We start from the raw sequence: 16664 nt of genomic DNA on the forward strand, positions 1-16664 counted from the left end.
GCCCGTGCCCGTCAGATCCGATAGGGGCGCGCGTCGGCCTCCCGGAGCTCGAGCCCGTTGCCCGGCCGGCCCGAGTCGGGCGTGATCGTCCCGCCGGCGGGGTCGAGGGTGCCCTCGAACAACATGCCCTCGATCCGGACGTGGTCGTGGAACCACTCCAGGTGCCGGAAGTTCGGCGTCGCGGCCGCCACTGCCACGCTCATGTGCGGTGCGCAGTGGCCGGAGACCTCCAGCCCGTGGGCGGCCGCGATCGCGCTCGCCCGCTGCCACTGGCTGATCCCGCCGCACCGGGTGACGTCGACCTGGAGACAGTCAACCGCCTCGGCGGCGCACATCCGCTCGAAGTAGAAGATGCCGGTGCCGTACTCCCCGGCGGCGACGTCGGCCGTGATCGCGTCCCGGACCTCGCGCAGGCCCTCCAGGTGGTCGCTGGAGACCGGTTCCTCGAACCAGGTCACGTCCTGGTCGGCGGCGGCGCCGAAGACGCGGAGCGCCTGCTTGGCGGTGTACGCGCCGTTGGCGTCGACGAACAACTCGGTGTCGCCCCCGATGGCGGCGCGGGCCTGGCCGATCCGTTCCAGGTCGCGGCGGGTGTTGCGGCCGCGGTCCTCGCCGATCTTGATCTTCACCCGGGGGATCCGCTGCTCGACGGCCCAGCCCTCGAGCTGGGCCCGCAACTGGTCCGCGTCGTACGTGGTGAAGCCCCCGCTACCGTACACGTCCACCCGGTCACGGACCGCCCCCAGCAGGCGGTGCAGGGGGAGTCCGAGGAGCCGTGCCTTGAGGTCCCAGAGGGCGTTGTCCACCGCGGAGATGGCGTACGCCGCGACACCGGGGCGGCCGACGTTGCGGACGGCACGTGCCATCGCCTCGGCGGCGGCCGGGATGTCGAGGACCCCGATGCCCTCGAGCGCGGGTTCGAGGGCCCCCTTCACCAGCTCCCCGCAGGCCGGTGGCCCGTACGTCCAGCCCATCCCGGTGTGGCCTTCGGCGCTGACCCGTACGAGCACGAGGGTGGTCGAGTCCCAGGCGAAGGTGCCGTCCGCCTCCGGGGCGTCGGTCGGGATCCGGTAGGCGGAGACGTCCAGGGCGCCGAGCAGCGGGCCCGCATCGCTCGCCGGCCCTGTCATGGCGTCTGCTGGTCGTGGTGCGGGATGAATTCCTGTGCCTTGGTCTTGATCCCCTCCTTGATCACGCCCCAGCGGCTGGAGTCGCCCTTGATCATCGCCTTGGCGGTGTTCATCGCCTGCTCGAGGGTGGAGTGCGGCGGGATCGGCGGGATGTCCGGGTCGGTGCGGACGTCCAGGACGGTGGGCACGTCGGCCGCCAGGGCGTTCTCCCAGGCCGCGCCGAGCTCGTCGGGGTCGGTGACCCTGATCCCCCGTAGGCCCAGCAGCGAGGCGAAGCCGGCGTAGTCCACATCGGGCAGGGACTGGGACTCGCGGAAGGCCGGGGCTCCGCCCATCGCGCGCATCTCCCAGGTGACCTGGTTGAGGTCGTCGTTGTGCAGGATCGCCACGATGAGCCGGGGATCGGCCCAGTCGCGCCAGTAGCGCTGGATGGTGATCAGCTCGGCCAGGCCGTTCATCTGCATCGCGCCGTCACCGGCGAACGCAATGACGGGCCGGCCGGGGTTCCCGAACTTGGCGCCGATGGCGTACGGGACACCGGGTCCCATCGTGGCCAGGTTGCCCGACAGCGAGCCGCGTACGTCGCCGCGGAACTTCAGCTGCCGGGCGTACCAGTTGGCGGCGGAGCCGGAGTCGGCGGTGATGATCGCGTCGTCGGGGAGGCGGTCGGAGAGCTCGGAGAACAGCCGCATGGGATTGATCGGGTTCGCCTCGACCATCGCCTCGTCGTGCATGGTCTCCCACCACCGGCCGACCTTGGCCTCGATGTCCTCGCGCCAGCCGCGGTCCTCCTTGCGCACCAGGTGCGGGATCAGGGCACGCAGGGCGCTCGCGGCGTCCGAGACGATGTTGACCTCGTACGGGTAGCGCATGCCGATCAGCCCGGGGTCGATGTCGATCTGGACCCCGCGCGCCTGGCCCGGCTCCGGCATGAACTGGGTGTACGGGAAGCTCGACCCCACGGTGAGCAAAGTGTCGCAGTCGGTCATCATCTCGTAGCTGGGCCGGGTACCCAGTAGGCCGATGGAGCCGGTCACGTACGGCAGGTCATCGGGCAGCGAGTCCTTGCCGAGCAGGGCCTTGGCGACTCCGGCGCCGAGCAGGTCGGCGACCGCCCGGACCTCCGCGGCGGCGTCCCGGGCGCCGTGGCCGATCAGCATCGCGACCTTGCTGCCCTGGTTGAGCAGCTCCGCCGCCTGCCGGATGGCCTGGTCGTCCGGCTGGATGCTGGGCCACTGGACGCCCAGGCTCGAGGGGACCATCTTGAACGCGTGCGAGGGCGCCGAGTACTCGAGCTCCTGGACGTCGCTGGGGATGACGATGGCCGTGGGCGCACGCTTGCCGACCGCGATGCGGATGGCGCGGTCCAGCACGTTGGGCAGCTGCTCGGGGACGGTCACCATCTGGATGTAGTCGGAGGCGACGTCCTTGTACAGGCTGAGCAGGTCCACCTCCTGCTGGTAGGCCCCGCCCATGGCGGTGCGGGCCGTCTGGCCGACGATCGCGACGACCGGCACGCGGTCCAGCTTGGCGTCGTAGAGGCCGTTCAGCAGGTGGATCGCGCCGGGACCGGAGGTGGCCATGCAGACCCCCACCCTCCCGGTGAACTTGGCGTAGCCGACCGCCTCGAAGGCGGACATCTCCTCGTGGCGGGACTGGATGAACCGGGGTCGATTCTCGGCCTTGCCGAAGGCTGCGAGGATGCCGTTGATGCCGTCGCCGGGGAACGCGAAGACGTCCTCCACGCCCCACTGGCGCAGGCGGTCGAGCAGGTAGTCGGCGACTGTCTGTGATGCCATGGGTTTCGGTGACATGGGTCATGCTCCCTTGCGATTCGCGAGGATCGAGGCGGTCCTGGCGGCGACCGCCATGATGGTGAGGGCGGGGTTGGCGCTGCCCTGGGTGGGCAGCACGCTCCCGTCGGTGATGTAGAGGTTGGGAACGGCGAAGCTGCGGCCGGTGGCGTCGACCACCCCGTGGCGTTCGTCCGCCGCCATCCGGGCGCCGCCGACCAGGTGCGCGAAGCGCTTGATCGTGATCACCTCGTCGGCGCCCGCGGCCTTGAGGATCTTCTCCATGACGGACTGCGCGGCGTCCATGAGCATCCGGTCGTTGTCGCACTGGCTGTAGCTGAACCGGGCGACGGGCAGGCCGTACCGGTCCTTCTCCTCGGCGAGGGTGACCCGGTTGTCGGCCTGGGGCAGGAACTCGCACAGCGCCCCCAGGCAGGCCCAGTGCGGGTAGTCGGTCATGTAGCGGCGCAGGTCGGCCCCCCAGTGGCCCTGGGCGGATACGTGCTCGGCCCAGGTGATCGGCAGCGGGGAGACGGTCTGGATCGAGAAGCCCCGCTTGTACGGCTTGGAGGGGTCGGTCTCGTAGAAGTCCTCGCTGCTGACCTCGGGTGGGGGTGCCTTGTACATCCGCACCTCCTGGTCGAAGCGGCCGGCGGTCTGCGGGGCGCCCTGCACCATCAGGTAGCGGCCGACCTGGTCGAAGTCGTTGCCCATTCCGTCGGGGAAGCGCTGGCAGGCCGAGTTGAGCAGCAGCCGCGGGGTCTCGATCGAGTAGCCGGCGACGGCGACCACGCGGGCGCGCTGGAAGTGCTCCCGCCCGCCGCGCAGGTAGTGCACGCCGGTGGCCCGCCCGGTCCGTTCGTCGTAGCCGATCCGGGTCACCATGGCGTCGGCGCGCACCTCGGCACCGTGCGCCAGCGCATCGGGGATGTGGGTGATCAGCGGCGAGGCCTTGGCGTTGACCTTGCAGCCCTGCAGGCAGAAGCCGCGGTAGATGCAGTGCGGCCGGTTGCCGAAGCGTCCGTTGGAGATGGCGACCGGTCCGACCTTGGCGGTGATGCCGAGGGCGAACGCCCCCCGGAGGAACACCTCCCCGTTCCCCGAGACGGGGTGCGCGGTCTGCGGGTACGAGTGCGGGTCACCCCAGGGCCAGTCCTCACCGGCGACAGGCAACTCCTGCTCGATCTGCTCGTAGTAGGGGCGCAGGTCCTGGTAGTCCACGGGCCAGTCCGCGCCGATGCCCTCGCGGGAGAAGGTGTGGAAGTCGCTGGGATGGAAGCGCGGGGTGAAGCCCGCGTAGTGGATCATCGAGCCGCCCACGCCACGTCCGGAGTTGTTGGAGCCGAGGGGGACCGGGTCGGTCCCGTCGATCACCCTCGGCTCGGTCCAGTACAGGTGGTGGGAGCCCGCCTCGTCGCTGACCCAGTCGCGTTGGGGGTCCCAGAACGGCCCGGCGTCGAGGGCGACGGCCTTCCAGCCGGCGCGGGTGAGGCGTTGCAGCAGGGTGGAGCCGCCGGCACCGCAGCCCACGATGACGATGTCGACCTCGTCGTCGTCCTTGAACCGGTGCATGTCCTCGCGCAGCCGGTGGTCGAGCCCCGGATAGGGGGGCAGCAGCCAGGCCGACTCGTTGCGGTCCCGTACGGAAGACATCAGGGGTTCTCCTCCGCTCGGATCGGGTCCTCCTCGGGGCGGATGTCCGCCACCTCGAAGGGCTCGCGCCGATCGACGCCGAGGTTCTTGTAGCCGCGGGGGTAGGCGGGGCCGGGGAACCCGATCTCGTCCCAGGCCCAGGGGTGGGAGTAGAAGGCGGTGCAGGCGTAGCGCGTCCACAGGCTCCACACCCGGGACGCGGTCATGCCGTGCCACGGCTTCGAGGCCAGGTCCTGGATCCGGTCGAGCAGCACCGCCTGCTCCGCGCGGGAGGCCTCGGGGAAGCCATGGCCGTACGCGTCGTTCGCGTCCTCGTCCAGCGCAGCCAAGGTCTCCCGCCAGGCCTGCCCGTCCTCGGGCATGTCCGCATAGCGCCAGCCGTCGGTCTGGGACTCGGCGAGCCGGCTGTCCACCATGTTGACGATCGGGATGCGGGGGTCGGCCTGCTGGTCGAGCAGCCGGTCGAACAGGGCGGTCGCGATGGCCTCCTCGCGGGGGGTGAAGAAGCGAATGTCGACGGGGCGGCCGAGCCGGGACAGGACGACGCCCTCGGTCACCTTGTCCCAGTGGTCCGCCTGGTCAACGGTGGTGAAGCCGGGGTAGCGGCCGCCGCCACCCTCGGGCGAGAGCGGCAGGCCGTTCACTTCTCCCGCCTCAGCACCGCGGCCAGCAGGCCCATCCCGCCCACCATCGTCACCAGCAGCGGAGCGAAGACCGGCGGGCCCATCTCGAGGTTGTAGCGCAGGTTGGAGAATCCTCCGGGCTTCTGGGCGACGCCCCGCAGGTGCAGGTACGTACCCTGCAGTCCGTTCGCGACGATCGTGGCGCTGACCAGGGGCAGGAACGTCTTCGCCAGGCGGCGGCTGAAGAAGCCGGCGACCCCGGCCGCTGCCCCGAACGGGCCGAGCACCACGGGCACCCACATCCACCGGTTGCCGAAGCTGGCCTTGTCGTGCTCGAAGAAGATCTCGAGAGCGGTGACCACGGCGCCGAGGGCGGTGAGCGCCGACAGGGACCGCTCGAAGCGGCCGGTCTCGATGTTCTTCACCCAGCGGTCGATGCCGTGCTGGGTGGCGATCGGGCGCTTCTCCCGGACCACGCGCCTCGCGGCGCCGAGGCGTACGGGGCTGCGGCGGTGCAGGCTCTTGGTGGCGGACGTCATCGGAGTCCTCCTCGGGCTCGGGCTCGGGGCCGTGGCGCAGGACGAGCCGGACGGCCGACGCAATCGTTGCGCACGCGCAATGGCTGAGGTAATACTGTGGGGATGGAGAGCTCGCGATTCGGCGAACGCCCGGCCCAGGTCGAGGCGGTGCTGAAGGCCGCCGATGTGCTGCTCCGGGTCGCGGCGCGCTCCGTGGTCGAGGTGGAGGACCGGGTGACGAGCCCGCAACTGCGCGTCCTGGTGCTGGTCGCGCTCCGCGGGCCGCAGAACCTGGGGGCGGTCGCCCGGGAACTGGGCGTCCATGCCTCCAATGCGACCCGTACGTGCGACCGACTGGTCAGTGCGGGACTGCTCAGCCGCCGGGAGGACCTGGTCGATCGCCGGTACGTGCAGCTGGACCTGACCGAGGCGGGCCGCGCGCTCGTCGGGACGGTCCTCGACCACCGACGTCGGGCGATCGCCGACGTGCTGGAGCGGATGCCGGCCGCCTCCCGCAACGACGTGGCCGAGGCGATGGACAGCTTCGCCGCCGCAGCAGGCGGGGAGGGGATCGAGGACGGCCGCTTCACCCTCGGGTCGGGCGGCTGACAGCCCCCGCTCACCCTCGGGTCGGGCGGCTGGCCGGACCCGATCCCGGGACAGTGCTGCCGGGGGCCGCTCCGTACGCTCATCGGAGCTCCGCCACGCCGAGGGCCAAGGCAGCCACGGCACTGATCGCGGCGGCGACGCGTCGTCCGCGATCCGGTTCGGCGAGGAGCGCCAGCATGCTCAGGGCATGCACCACGTCGACCGTCCCGCCGACGCGACGCGCCTTGTGCGAGTCGCCGGCCGTGAGGACGGCCTGCAGCAGGTGGCGCGCGCCCAGGACCCGCAGGGCGATCCGGGCCGGCCGGTCGCCAGGCTCGAGCAGCCGGCCCTCGACGGCGTCGGGGGCCACCAGCAGCACGAGCCCGTAGCCGGCCCGGACGATCTCCAGGGTGCGCATCACGACCTGCCTCGAGCCAGCGCCACGCCGATTCCTGCGCCGGCGGTGGCGAGACCGGCGAGGGCGCCGAACACCGTGCCGTGGTGGTGGGAGGCCCACAGCTGGACGCTGCGGGGCGAGGACTTGTCGTCGAAGATGCCGTGGGCGCCGAAGTCCTCGATGTCGTCGGCCGGTTCCCAGAGGTTCACCGGCTGGTCCGGGTCCTTGGGCTGGGAGGTCTGCTGGGAGGAGAAGCCGGTCCGGGCGAGGTAGCGGTCGAGGATGCCGGGGGCGATGGCGTTCGCGGTCAGCGTCAACGCGGTGCTGCTGCCGACCCAGTACTCGCGGCGCTCCGGGTGGTCTGCGGCATAGACGACCGCCCGGGCGGCCACCTCCGGCTGCTTGATCGGGGGGACCGGCTGGGCGTGGTGCGGCAGGCGCGAGAGGACCCAGGAGAACTGGGGGGTGTTCACCGCCGGCATCTGGACCATCGTGGTGTGGATCTTGCTGCGCTCGTGCAGCAGTTCGGTGCGCAGCGACTCGTTGAACCCCTGGATGGCGTGCTTGGCGCCGCAGTAGGCCGACTGCAGCGGGATGCCCCGATAGGCCAGGGCGGACCCGACCTGGACGATCGTGCCGCGGTCTCGGGGGCGCATCCGCTTCAGCGCCGCCATCGTTCCATACACGTACCCCAGGTAACTGACCTCGGTGACCCGTTTGAACTCCTCGGGCCGGATCTCGTCGAAGCGGGCGAAGACCGAGCTGAAGGCGACGTTCACCCAGACGTCGATCGGGCCGAGTTCCTGCTCGACCCGCTCGGCGGCGGCGTCCACGGCCTCGGCGTCGGCCACGTCCACGCTGATCGGCAGGGCCCGTCCCCCGGCCGCCTCGACATCGGCGGCAGCACCGGCCAGACCGGCCTCACCCCGGGCGAGCAGGGCCACTGCGGCGCCCTGTCGTCCGAAGGCCCGCGCGGTCGCGCGCCCGATGCCCCCACTGGCGCCCGTCACGACGACGATTCGTTCTGCTGTCTCCATCTGGATCGCTCCTTCGGCTGTCAGCGGAAGGGCCCGATCTCCACGGCAGCCGTGGATCCGGGCCGTCTCTCTCCGACGGTAACGCAATGATTGCGCCCACGCAATGGCCGCTTTATCGTTAATCCATGGGTGACCTCGCCGATGAATTCCCGCCCCACGTCCTCCGTGAGTACGCGATGCTCGCGGACGGGGAACGCGCGGCGCTGCTGGGTCCCCGGGGTGACATCGCCTGGATGTGCGTGCCGCAGTGGCACGACGACGCCGTCTTCGCCACCCTGCTGGGCGGCCGGGGGAGCTTCGCCGTCACGCCGGCCGACCCGCGGTACGTGTGGGGCGGCCGGTACGAGGACGGCACGCTGGTCTGGATCAGCCGCTGGACCACCGGGTCCGGGATCATCGAGTCCCGTGAGGCGCTCGCTCGTCCCGGCGATCCGCACCACGCCGTCGTCCTGCGGCGGATCCGGGCCGTGCTGGGCCCCGCGGTGGTCCGGGTCGTCCTGGATGTCCGCGCGGGGTTCGGCCACCATGCCATGACCCGGATCCACCGCCGCGACGACGGCACCTGGACCGCCCGGAGCGGTCCGCTCCGGGTCCGTTTCACCGGTGGCGATTCGGCGGAGGTCCACGATGGCGTGCTGGAGCTCGAGCTCCGGGTGCCCGAGGGTGAGCACCACGACCTGGTCCTGGAACTCTCCGACGAGAAGCTTCCTGACCAGTCGGTCGATCCGGGCCAGGCCTGGAGCGCCACCGAGTTCGCTTGGCGCCGCGACGTGCCCCGGTTCGACAACACCATCGCCGCCGATGACTCCCGCCAGTCGTACGCCGTGCTGCGGGGGATGACCGGCGGGGGAGGCGCGATGGTGGCGGCCGCCACCATGGGGCTGCCGGAGCGGGCCGAGCAGAAGCGCAACTACGACTACCGCTACGCCTGGATCCGTGACCAGTGCTTCACCGGCGTCGCCGTCGCGGCGTGCAAGGAATTCCCCCTCCTCGACGACGCCGTACGCTTCGTCTCCGCCCGGCTGCTGGAGGACGGACCAGGGTTGCGGCCCGCGTACACGGTCGATGGGGGCCGGGTGCCGGACGAGCGCGACGTGGGCCTTCCGGGCTACCCGGGCGGCTCGGGCAAGGCCGGCAACTGGGCCAACCAGCAGTTCCAGCTCGACGTGTTCGGCGAGGCGCTGCTGTTGTTCTCGGCGGCCGCCGAGAACGACCGGCTCGACCTGGAGCAGTGGAAGGCGGTCGAGGTGGCGGCCGACGCGATCGCCCAGCGCCACGGCGAGCCCGATGCGGGGATGTGGGAGCTGAACGACGACCGGTGGGCGCACTCCCGGCTGATCTGCGCGGCCGGACTGCGCGCGATCGGCCGGCACGCGCCGGGCCGCCAGGGGGCCCTGTGGTCGTCCCAGGCCGACACCCTGATCGCCGACGTGACCACCGACTGCCTGCATCCGACCGGGCGCTGGCAGCGGGCCCCCGACGACGAGCGCGTCGACGCCTCACTGCTGCGGCCGGTGCTGCGGGGCGCCCTCGCGCCCCAGGACCCCCGCTCGGTCGCCACGCTCGAGGCGATCCGCAAGGACCTGTCGAGCAAGGGGTACCTGTACCGCTTCCGCCAGGACGACCGCCCGCTCGACCGTTCCGAGGGGGCGTTCCTGCTCTGCGGGTTCGACCTGGCGATGGCGCTGCACCAGAGCGACCAGCCGCTCGAGGCCGCCCGGTGGTTCGAACGCAACCGGGCCGCCTGCGGGTCCCCGGGCCTGTTCACCGAGGAGTACGACGTGGAGCAGCGCCAGTTGCGGGGCAACTTCCCGCAGGGCTTCGTCCACGCCGCCATGCTCGAGTCCGCCCGCCGGCTGGCCGAGCCGCCTCCGCCGTGGGGAGGCCTGCACGCCTGAGCATGGACGGACGGGTCAGGCGTGGACGGGCCGGGCCCGGCCCGGTCGAGCCCTGGTCGGTCGACGCCCGATCAGTCCAGCGCGGCCTCGGTCGCGGGGGCAGTGTTGGGCTCGGCCGCCAGGGCCGCCTGGTAGCTCGGCTCCCGACGCTTGATCGCCCGGATCGCGTACGCCGTGACCGGCATCACCGCGTACTGGACGGCGACCTTGTAGACGAAGCCGACGATCGTGTAGTTCGCCCACTGGCCGAGGGTGCTGATGCCGATGGCGGTCGCGGCGACCGAGCAGAACACCACCGTGTCCAGCAGTTCGCCGGCGCCGGTCGACCCGGCGAGGCGGCCGATCAGGCCCTTCTCCAGCCGGCGGCGCTTGCCGGACCACATGATGAAGGAGTTCATCGACTGGCCGGCCACGAAGCCCAGCATGCTCGCCAGCACGATCTGCCATACCGGACCCAGGGCGGTCTCCAGCGCAGCCTGCTTCGCGATGCCGTAGTCGTCGGTGAAGCCCGGCAACGCGATGATGATGGCGTACGTGACGACCGCCCCGATGCTGGTCAGGAAGCCGGCGGCGATCGCGCGGCGGGCAGCCCGTACGCCGTAGATCTCGGTGATGGTGTCCCCGAGGATGTAGGCCAGCGGGAAGAGGAAGAAACCACCGTCGGTGATGACCGGGCCGAGGACGACGCCCTTGGATCCGCCGATATTCGAGAGAATGACGACCACGCACATCAGTGCGAGCATCGTGGCGTAGTGGGGGGAACCTGCGTCCGCGTACGCCACCCGGCGGTCTGTTGGGTTGGTCACGGGCGCGATTCTAGGCGGTGGCGCCCTGGAGATCGGCCACCCGGATGTCCCCCGCGACCGCTCCCTCGGGTTCGCGGCGGGCGATCAGCGCCACGCAGGCCAGAATCAGGACCAGGAGGACGGCCGAGACGGGCAGGTCGCCCCAGCCGATGCCGCCGAGCTTCGGTTCCTTCCCGAGCCAATCGGCGAACGAGGCGCCGAACGGGCGGGTGAACACGTACGCCGCCCAGAAGGCGGCCACCTTCCCCAGCCGCCCGGCGCGCCCGAGCAACATCGGCACGGCGAAGACCACGCCGAAGAGCACGCCGGAGGCGAGGAATCCCAGGTGGAAGGTGTGGGCGGTCAGGTCACCGGCCGCGGTTCCGAGTGCGAAGGTCGACAGCACGACGCCCCAGTAGAACACCTCACGCCGGGTGGTGGTGATGCTGTGGATGTCCAGGCAGCCCTCGACGCGTCGCCAGGCCACGAACAAGCCGCCCAGGCAGGCAGCGTAGAAGGCGACCGAGGCGCCGTACGGGACGCCGAGGGTGTGCACGACGTCGGCGGCCATCGTGCCGAAGAGCGCGACGGCCCCGACGGTGGCCCAGTAGAGCCACGACCGGTAGCAGCGGGCGCGCAACTGGGCCACGATCGCGAGGACGAACAGCGCGAAGCCGGCGATCACCGCGAGGTACGGGTCGATCGCGTTGACCAGGTAGTCCGAGGCGCTCTCGCCCAGCGCGGTGGTCAGGATCTTGGTGATCCAGAACAGCGCCGTGATGGCGGGGACCTTGGCGCGCAGTGTGCGGACAGGGGTCGGCTCAGCAAGGAGGGTCACGATCCGGAGGCTACGGACCCGTGGGCATCCGCTGCGAATCCTGGCCGGCCCTCCTCAGACTCCACTCATCCGGTCCGGGTCGGGGGTACTGCGGCACCGATCCCATGTGATCCATGCCATCCCGATGCAGGATGCGGGCGCCCCGCCCACTAGCATCTCTCACACTGCCACTGTGTTGCTGACGCCCCGTGGCGTCGCGGACCGGCCGATCGCTCGCGCAGCGGCCCGGTCGGTGGCCGCTTCAAGCGATGAGGAGAGCAGGACTGTGGTGGAGACCGGTGGAGGCCGTACCGCGGACGACGCGGGCGGGCAGGACGTGGGTCCCCAGAACCTCGGAGACACGGACATCAGCGCGTACGACGCCGTGGTGGTCGGAGCAGGCTTCGCCGGGGTGACGCTGGCCCGGGAACTCGCCGAGCGCGGTGGCCGGCGCGTCCTGGTCCTGGAGCAGCGCCCGCACATCGGCGGCAACGCGTACGACCACGTCGACGACGCCGGTGTCCTGGTACACAAGTACGGACCACACATCTTCCACACCAGGATCGACCGGGTGTTCGATCACCTGTCCCGGTTCACCAGCTGGAACGGCTACTCCCACGAGGTGCTGGCGGACGTCCACGGCACCTACCTGCCGGTGCCGTTCAACAAGGTGTCGATGCGCCTGGCGTTCGGTGCGGAGCGCGGCGAGCAGCTGATCGCGAAGATGGTGGCCCGCTTCGGCGACGGCGCCAAGGTCTCGATCAATGAGCTGCGCGAGGAGGCCGACCCGGACCTCGCCGAGGTCGCCGAGTACGTCTACCGGAACGTCTTCCTCTACTACACCCTCAAGCAGTGGGGCACCACGCCCGACAAGATCGACGCCTCGGTCACCGCGCGCGTGCCCGTCTTCCTGTCCGAGGACTGCCGCTACTTCCAGGACCCGTTCCAGGGCCTGCCGACGGACGGCTACACCGAGCTGATCGGACGGATGCTCGACCACCCCGGGATCACCGTTCACACCGGTATCGACGCGCGGGCGGTGCTCGACCTGGCCACCCCCGGTGTGGTCAAGGTCGCCGGGCAGCCGTTCGCCGGCACGGTCATCTACACCGGGCCGTTGGACGAGCTGTTCGACTGCCGGTTCGGGCGACTGCCGTACCGCTCCCTCGACTTCGTCTTCGAGACGTACGAGCAGGACCACTTCCAGCCGGTCGGCACGGTCAACTACACCGTCTCCGAGGACTACACCCGGATCACCGAGTTCAAGTACCTGACCCGCCAGGAGTTGCCGGGTCGTACGACGATCGTGCGTGAGTACCCGAAGGACTACGAGCCGGACGCCGGGATGGATCCGTACTACCCGGTCCTGGACGCGGAGCACCTGGCGTTGCATGGCCGCTACGTCGCGCTGACTCGGGAGCTGCCGGACTTCCACCCGATCGGGCGCCTGGCCGAGTACCGCTACTACAACATGGATGCCACCGTCGCCAACGCACTCGAGTTGGCCGACCGACTCCTCGAGGAGAACTGAATGGCCACCGCAACGCCGGCGACCCGTCCGACGCTCACCATCGCGATCCCGTGCTACAACTCCGCCGACTACATGGACCACTGTGTCGAGTCGTTGTTGGTCGGCGCGGACGACATCGAGATCATCATCGTCAACGACGGATCGACCAAGGATGACACCCCGGCCAAGGCCGACGCCTGGGCGGAGCGCCATCCCGGCCTGATCCGGGTCATCCACCAGGAGAACGCCGGTCATGGCGGAGCGGTCAACGCCGGACTGGCTGCCGCGACCGGCCACTACTTCCGCGTCGTCGACTCCGACGACTGGCTCGACCGCGACGCACTCAGCCTCCTGATGACCAAGCTGCGGCTCTCCCTCTCCAAGGAGACCCCGGTCGACCTGTTCGTCACCAACTACGTGTACGAACACATCGCCACCGCGAGCCGCAAGGTGATCACCTACCGCGGCCCCCTGCCGGTGAACCGGCCGTTCAGCTGGGACGAGATCGGCCATTTCGGCCGGGGCCAGAACATCCTCATGCACGCCGCGACGTTCCGTACGCAGGTGTTGCGTGACAGTGGGCTGAAGCTTCCCGAGCACACGTTCTACGTCGACAACATCTTCGTGTACGTGCCGCTGCCCCATGTCCGCACGCTGTACTACCTGCCGGTCGACCTGTACTCCTACTTCATCGGACGTGACGACCAGTCGGTCAACGAGCCGGTGATGATCAGCCGGCTGGACCAGCAGATGCGCATCACCGACGTGATGTTCGAGGCTTACCGGCTGCCCGACGACGTGCCGAACAAGCGTCTGGCACGCTACATGGCGAGCTACCTCGCCCTCATCATCGCCGCCTCCTCCACGATCGCGCTGCTGAAGGGCGGCGAAGAGGGCCTGCAGCAGCGCCGGGAGATGTGGGAGCGGTTCCACCGGCACGACCCGGAGATGGCCACCCGGCTGGGGCGCCATCACATCGTGTACGGGAGCAACCTGCCCGGACCGGCGGGCCGTCGGCTCAGCCTTGCTGGCTACCGGCTGGCGCAGAAGTTGTACCACTTCAACTGATCCCGTCCGGCCGGCCGGACGGTCACTTGAGCAGGGCCCGGTCCTGCCAGGACTTGTCCAGTCGCGTCAGCAGGACGACGCCGGTGACCGCGAGGGCGGCGAACACCCCCATCATCGCGCCCACGCCCACCGTCATCAGCCGTCCCTCGCCCAGCACAGCGATGCCGTAGGCCACCGCGATCACCGGGCTGGTGATGGTTGTCGAACCGACGACCACCTCACTGGGGCCGGTGGCCAGGCCCTGTTGGATCATCCAGCCCGCCGTGGTGCTGCCGATCACCAGGGCGACGAGGATGACCCACATCAGCGGGGAGTGTTTCCAGTCGGCGGTCCGGATGAAGGCGATCACGGACTTCACCAGTGCCGCCTCCAGGCCGTAGAGCATCGCCCCTCCCGAGGACCACAACAGGCATCGCCAGTGCTGGGGGCCCTTGGCCCCCAGCAGCCCGAAGACCAGCGTGAGCAGGTAGACGACCAGCGCTCCCGTCACCACGGCCGCGCCGTGCAGGGCCGACTGCGTCACGGCGTGCAGGGCACTGACGGTGGTGAACGCGGCGGTGCTCGCCACGGTGAAGGCGACCGCCAGTCCGACCCGCCCCCGGACCCGCTGGCGGTGCAGGCGGGCCTGGATCAGGATCGACCAGGGGAACGCGAGCAGGCCGACCGGCTGGACCACGGTGACCGGCGCCAGTGCCAGCGCGGCCACCTGGAGGACCGCCGACGTCCCCAGCAGTGCCATGCCGGCCAGCCATCGCTTCGAGCGCACCGCCTCCCAGAGGGCGCGGAACCCGACCGGCCGGTTCTCGGCATTCCGGCGGACCTGACGGCGTACGGCCCGATGCTGGAACGACGACGACAGGGCGTAACAGAACGAACCGACCACGACGAGCGCGATCGCGAGAGGGATATTCTGTTCCACGACGGGCTTCCCGGGAGGTGCAGGATGATTTTCGTTTCCTCCCAACCTAGGGCCACTTCGGTCCGTCGGGGCCCGCGGAGTGCGGATTGGGCGGCATACCGGGGCCGTACGGGGATGACCCCGGCGTGCGCTGTCCCAGCCTCGGGCTGCGCCCTCAGTCTCGGCCCAGCCCGATCTCCTGGCCCGTCCAGCCGCGGCGCAGCCAGCGGTCGTGGCTGGCCACCACCACCGCGCCCGGGTAGTCCGGGATCGAGGCGACCAGCTCGTCGGTCAGCAGCAGCGAGAAGTGGTTCGTCGGCTCGTCCAGCAGCAGGACGTCCGGTGGATGGGCCAGCAGGATCGCCAGGTCTAGCCGGCGGGCCTGGCCCACGCTGAGCGTCCCGACCGGCCGGCCCTCGTCGCGACCGGCGACCAGCCCGAACGTACGCAGCGGCGTACGCTGCTCGGCCCGGTCCCCGACCGCGTCGCGATAGGTCTCCCGGACCGTACGGTCAGGGTCCCGCTGCACCACGTCCTGGCCGAGCATCGCCACGGACAACCGGCCGACCCGGGTCACCGACCCGCTCGCCGGCGCCAGCGCCCCGGCCAGTACGGCCAGCAGGGTCGACTTTCCCGCCCCGTTGGGCCCGGTGACGAGCAGTCGCGCGTCCGGTGCGAGGGCGACCGAGGTGGCGGCGAGCCGTCCGGGCACCGCGACGGAGGTGGCGGCCAGCACCGCCCCCGGCGTACGTCCCCGCGACGAGGGACGCCCGGCCAGCCCGCCGAACTGCAGGGTCGCCGGCGGCTTGCGCACCTGGCCGGCCTCGAGCCGCTCCAGTGCGGTGCTGGCGTCGTTGACCCGGCGCGCGACGACCTTCGCATTGCGGTCGCTGTAGAACTTCTTGGCCACCCCGACGGCGTGGAACTCGCGGTTGGCGTGGCCGACGGTGTGGTCGTCGCGGACCCGCCCGCGCAGCCGGCCCAGTTCCTCCTGCTCGTCGCGGTACTGGCGCTCCCAGCGTTCGTGCTCGGCCTCGCGACGGGCCAGGTAGGCGGTGCAGCTGCCGGAGAACCGGGTCACGCCGAAGCCCGACCCCGGGGAGTCCTCGTCGTGACGGACCGAGGCGTGCCGCAGCGGCGCCGGATCCAGGTCCAGCAGCGTGGTGGCGACCTCGTCGATGAAGGCACGGTCATGGCTGGCCATCAGCACCGGCCCGGACCAGCCGGTCAGCAGCTCGCCGACCAGGGTCGCGGCACGCTCATCGAGGTGGTTGGTCGGCTCGTCGAGCAGCAGCGTGTCCGGGCGGCGCAGCAGCATCCAGGCCAGCGAGAGGCGGGACACCTCCCCGCCCGACAGCTGCGTGGCAGGCCGGTCGCGGGGGATCGCGGCCAGGCCGAGCCCGTCGACCAGCCGGTCGAGCAGGTGGTCCAGGTCCCAGGCCTGGCGACGCTCGGCCTCGGCCAGCGCGGCCTGGAAGCGGTCAGTGGCGGCCGGGTCCCCGGTGGCCATCGCCTCGCCCTCGGTCTCGACCCGGCGCGTGAGCTCGCGCAGCGGGGCCGTCGCGTCGTCGAGGGCCTCCGCGACGGTGTGGTCCAGTGCGAAGGGCGGCTGCTGGTGGAACAGCCCGACCCGGCCGGGGGCGGAGACGGTCCCGGCATCGGGCTCGTCCAGCCCGGCGACGATCCGCAGCAGGGTGGACTTGCCCGAACCGTTCTCGCCGATCAGGCAGGCGCGCTCGCCGGAGGAGACGGTGAACGAGACGTCGGTGAGCACCCGACGGTCGGGGAACGACCGGGACAAGCCGTCCACCCGCAGGTGGTCCGGGCCGGAGGCGGCCGACGTGGCGAAGGGGGTGAGCGCTGCAGACATGGAGATCCTTGGACAGGGTGAGGATTCCCGCCGGGCGGTGCCGCGGACGCGGGAGGGACTCAGATCTCAGGACAGCATG

Annotated in this window: 15 protein-coding genes; 4 read left to right on the forward strand and 11 right to left on the reverse strand. The window is 70.8% G+C overall.

From position 1 onward, the window contains the following. Positions 1 to 11: 11 nt before the first annotated feature. Genes GA0111570_RS13135 through GA0111570_RS13155 form a run of 5 tightly spaced genes read right to left on the reverse strand, consistent with a single transcriptional unit; the run spans position 12 to position 5738 of the window. Positions 12 to 1130, reverse strand: coding sequence for an enolase C-terminal domain-like protein (locus GA0111570_RS13135; RefSeq protein ID WP_092612098.1), 1119 nt, complete (start codon positions 1128 to 1130; stop codon positions 12 to 14). After that, positions 1127 to 2929 (reverse strand): thiamine pyrophosphate-requiring protein, encoded by a 1803-nt coding sequence (locus tag GA0111570_RS13140; protein WP_092612101.1) that lies wholly within the window; start codon positions 2927 to 2929, stop codon positions 1127 to 1129. The genes GA0111570_RS13135 and GA0111570_RS13140 overlap by 4 nt, the downstream gene beginning before the upstream one ends. Before the next feature lie 18 nt (positions 2930 to 2947). After that, positions 2948 to 4576 (reverse strand): GMC family oxidoreductase, encoded by a 1629-nt coding sequence (locus tag GA0111570_RS13145; RefSeq protein WP_092612104.1) that lies wholly within the window; start codon positions 4574 to 4576, stop codon positions 2948 to 2950. Further along, the gene (locus GA0111570_RS13150) at positions 4576 to 5220 is read right to left on the reverse strand and encodes a gluconate 2-dehydrogenase subunit 3 family protein (RefSeq protein ID WP_092612107.1); all 645 of its coding nucleotides are present in this window, start codon (positions 5218 to 5220) and stop codon (positions 4576 to 4578) included. The genes GA0111570_RS13145 and GA0111570_RS13150 overlap by 1 nt, the downstream gene beginning before the upstream one ends. Beyond that, entirely contained in the window at positions 5217 to 5738 is a 522-nt protein-coding gene (locus GA0111570_RS13155) for a hypothetical protein (protein WP_217634166.1), read from the reverse strand. The genes GA0111570_RS13150 and GA0111570_RS13155 overlap by 4 nt, the downstream gene beginning before the upstream one ends. A gap of 102 nt (positions 5739 to 5840) precedes the next feature. Between GA0111570_RS13155 and GA0111570_RS13160 the strand changes: the two genes are divergently transcribed. Beyond that, positions 5841 to 6326 (forward strand): MarR family winged helix-turn-helix transcriptional regulator, encoded by a 486-nt coding sequence (locus GA0111570_RS13160; protein ID WP_092612110.1) that lies wholly within the window; start codon positions 5841 to 5843, stop codon positions 6324 to 6326. Positions 6327 to 6405: 79 nt separating this feature from the next. Here GA0111570_RS13160 and GA0111570_RS13165 read toward each other — a convergent pair whose 3' ends face one another. Further along, the gene (locus GA0111570_RS13165) at positions 6406 to 6723 is read right to left on the reverse strand and encodes a hypothetical protein (RefSeq protein WP_092612113.1); all 318 of its coding nucleotides are present in this window, start codon (positions 6721 to 6723) and stop codon (positions 6406 to 6408) included. Then, the gene (locus tag GA0111570_RS13170; RefSeq protein ID WP_092612116.1) at positions 6723 to 7739 is read right to left on the reverse strand and encodes an SDR family oxidoreductase; all 1017 of its coding nucleotides are present in this window, start codon (positions 7737 to 7739) and stop codon (positions 6723 to 6725) included. The genes GA0111570_RS13165 and GA0111570_RS13170 overlap by 1 nt, the downstream gene beginning before the upstream one ends. 125 nt (positions 7740 to 7864) lie before the next feature. On the opposite strand from GA0111570_RS13170, the gene GA0111570_RS13175 reads away from it, so the two are divergent. Next, complete coding sequence (locus tag GA0111570_RS13175; RefSeq protein WP_092612119.1) at positions 7865 to 9637, forward strand: glycoside hydrolase family 15 protein; 1773 nt, start codon at positions 7865 to 7867, stop codon at positions 9635 to 9637. A 71-nt stretch (positions 9638 to 9708) separates the two neighbouring features. Here the strand turns inward: GA0111570_RS13175 and GA0111570_RS13180 are convergent, their stop codons facing one another. Further along, positions 9709 to 10443 carry a queuosine precursor transporter gene (locus GA0111570_RS13180; protein WP_245703204.1) on the reverse strand — a complete coding sequence of 245 codons (735 nt, stop codon included), beginning with the start codon at positions 10441 to 10443 and terminating at the stop codon, positions 9709 to 9711. 10 nt (positions 10444 to 10453) lie between these two features. After that, the gene (locus tag GA0111570_RS13185; RefSeq protein ID WP_217634167.1) at positions 10454 to 11260 is read right to left on the reverse strand and encodes a COG4705 family protein; all 807 of its coding nucleotides are present in this window, start codon (positions 11258 to 11260) and stop codon (positions 10454 to 10456) included. 268 nt (positions 11261 to 11528) lie between these two features. On the opposite strand from GA0111570_RS13185, the gene glf reads away from it, so the two are divergent. Beyond that, positions 11529 to 12770: a UDP-galactopyranose mutase gene (gene glf, locus GA0111570_RS13190; protein WP_217634168.1), complete on the forward strand. Its 1242-nt coding sequence runs from the start codon at positions 11529 to 11531 to the stop codon at positions 12768 to 12770. Next, on the forward strand, positions 12771 to 13817 hold the full coding sequence (locus GA0111570_RS13195; RefSeq protein WP_092612125.1) for a glycosyltransferase family 2 protein: 1047 nt from the start codon (positions 12771 to 12773) through the stop codon (positions 13815 to 13817). It abuts the gene before it with no gap. Positions 13818 to 13839: 22 nt separating this feature from the next. Here the strand turns inward: GA0111570_RS13195 and GA0111570_RS13200 are convergent, their stop codons facing one another. Further along, complete coding sequence (locus GA0111570_RS13200; protein ID WP_092612128.1) at positions 13840 to 14736, reverse strand: DMT family protein; 897 nt, start codon at positions 14734 to 14736, stop codon at positions 13840 to 13842. Between the two features lie 154 nt (positions 14737 to 14890). After that, positions 14891 to 16585 (reverse strand): ABC-F family ATP-binding cassette domain-containing protein, encoded by a 1695-nt coding sequence (locus GA0111570_RS13205; RefSeq protein WP_092612131.1) that lies wholly within the window; start codon positions 16583 to 16585, stop codon positions 14891 to 14893. Positions 16586 to 16664 lie beyond the last annotated feature (79 nt).

Source organism: Raineyella antarctica, assembly GCF_900092135.1.
Classification (GTDB): Bacteria; Actinomycetota; Actinomycetes; order Propionibacteriales; family Propionibacteriaceae; genus Raineyella; species Raineyella antarctica.

What these genes read in the sequence shown, in the direction of transcription:
- GA0111570_RS13155 (WP_217634166.1), bottom strand. Translation starts at nt 5,738, where the DNA reads ATGACGTCCGCCACCAAGAGCCTGCACCGCCGCAGCCCCGTACGCCTC.
- GA0111570_RS13205 (WP_092612131.1), bottom strand. Translation starts at nt 16,585, where the DNA reads ATGTCTGCAGCGCTCACCCCCTTCGCCACGTCGGCCGCCTCCGGCCCG.
- GA0111570_RS13175 (WP_092612119.1), top strand. Translation starts at nt 7,865, where the DNA reads ATGGGTGACCTCGCCGATGAATTCCCGCCCCACGTCCTCCGTGAGTAC.
- GA0111570_RS13160 (WP_092612110.1), top strand. Translation starts at nt 5,841, where the DNA reads ATGGAGAGCTCGCGATTCGGCGAACGCCCGGCCCAGGTCGAGGCGGTG.
- GA0111570_RS13165 (WP_092612113.1), bottom strand. Translation starts at nt 6,723, where the DNA reads ATGCGCACCCTGGAGATCGTCCGGGCCGGCTACGGGCTCGTGCTGCTG.
- GA0111570_RS13145 (WP_092612104.1), bottom strand. Translation starts at nt 4,576, where the DNA reads ATGTCTTCCGTACGGGACCGCAACGAGTCGGCCTGGCTGCTGCCCCCC.
- GA0111570_RS13195 (WP_092612125.1), top strand. Translation starts at nt 12,771, where the DNA reads ATGGCCACCGCAACGCCGGCGACCCGTCCGACGCTCACCATCGCGATC.
- GA0111570_RS13135 (WP_092612098.1), bottom strand. Translation starts at nt 1,130, where the DNA reads ATGACAGGGCCGGCGAGCGATGCGGGCCCGCTGCTCGGCGCCCTGGAC.
- GA0111570_RS13170 (WP_092612116.1), bottom strand. Translation starts at nt 7,739, where the DNA reads ATGGAGACAGCAGAACGAATCGTCGTCGTGACGGGCGCCAGTGGGGGC.
- GA0111570_RS13140 (WP_092612101.1), bottom strand. Translation starts at nt 2,929, where the DNA reads ATGGCATCACAGACAGTCGCCGACTACCTGCTCGACCGCCTGCGCCAG.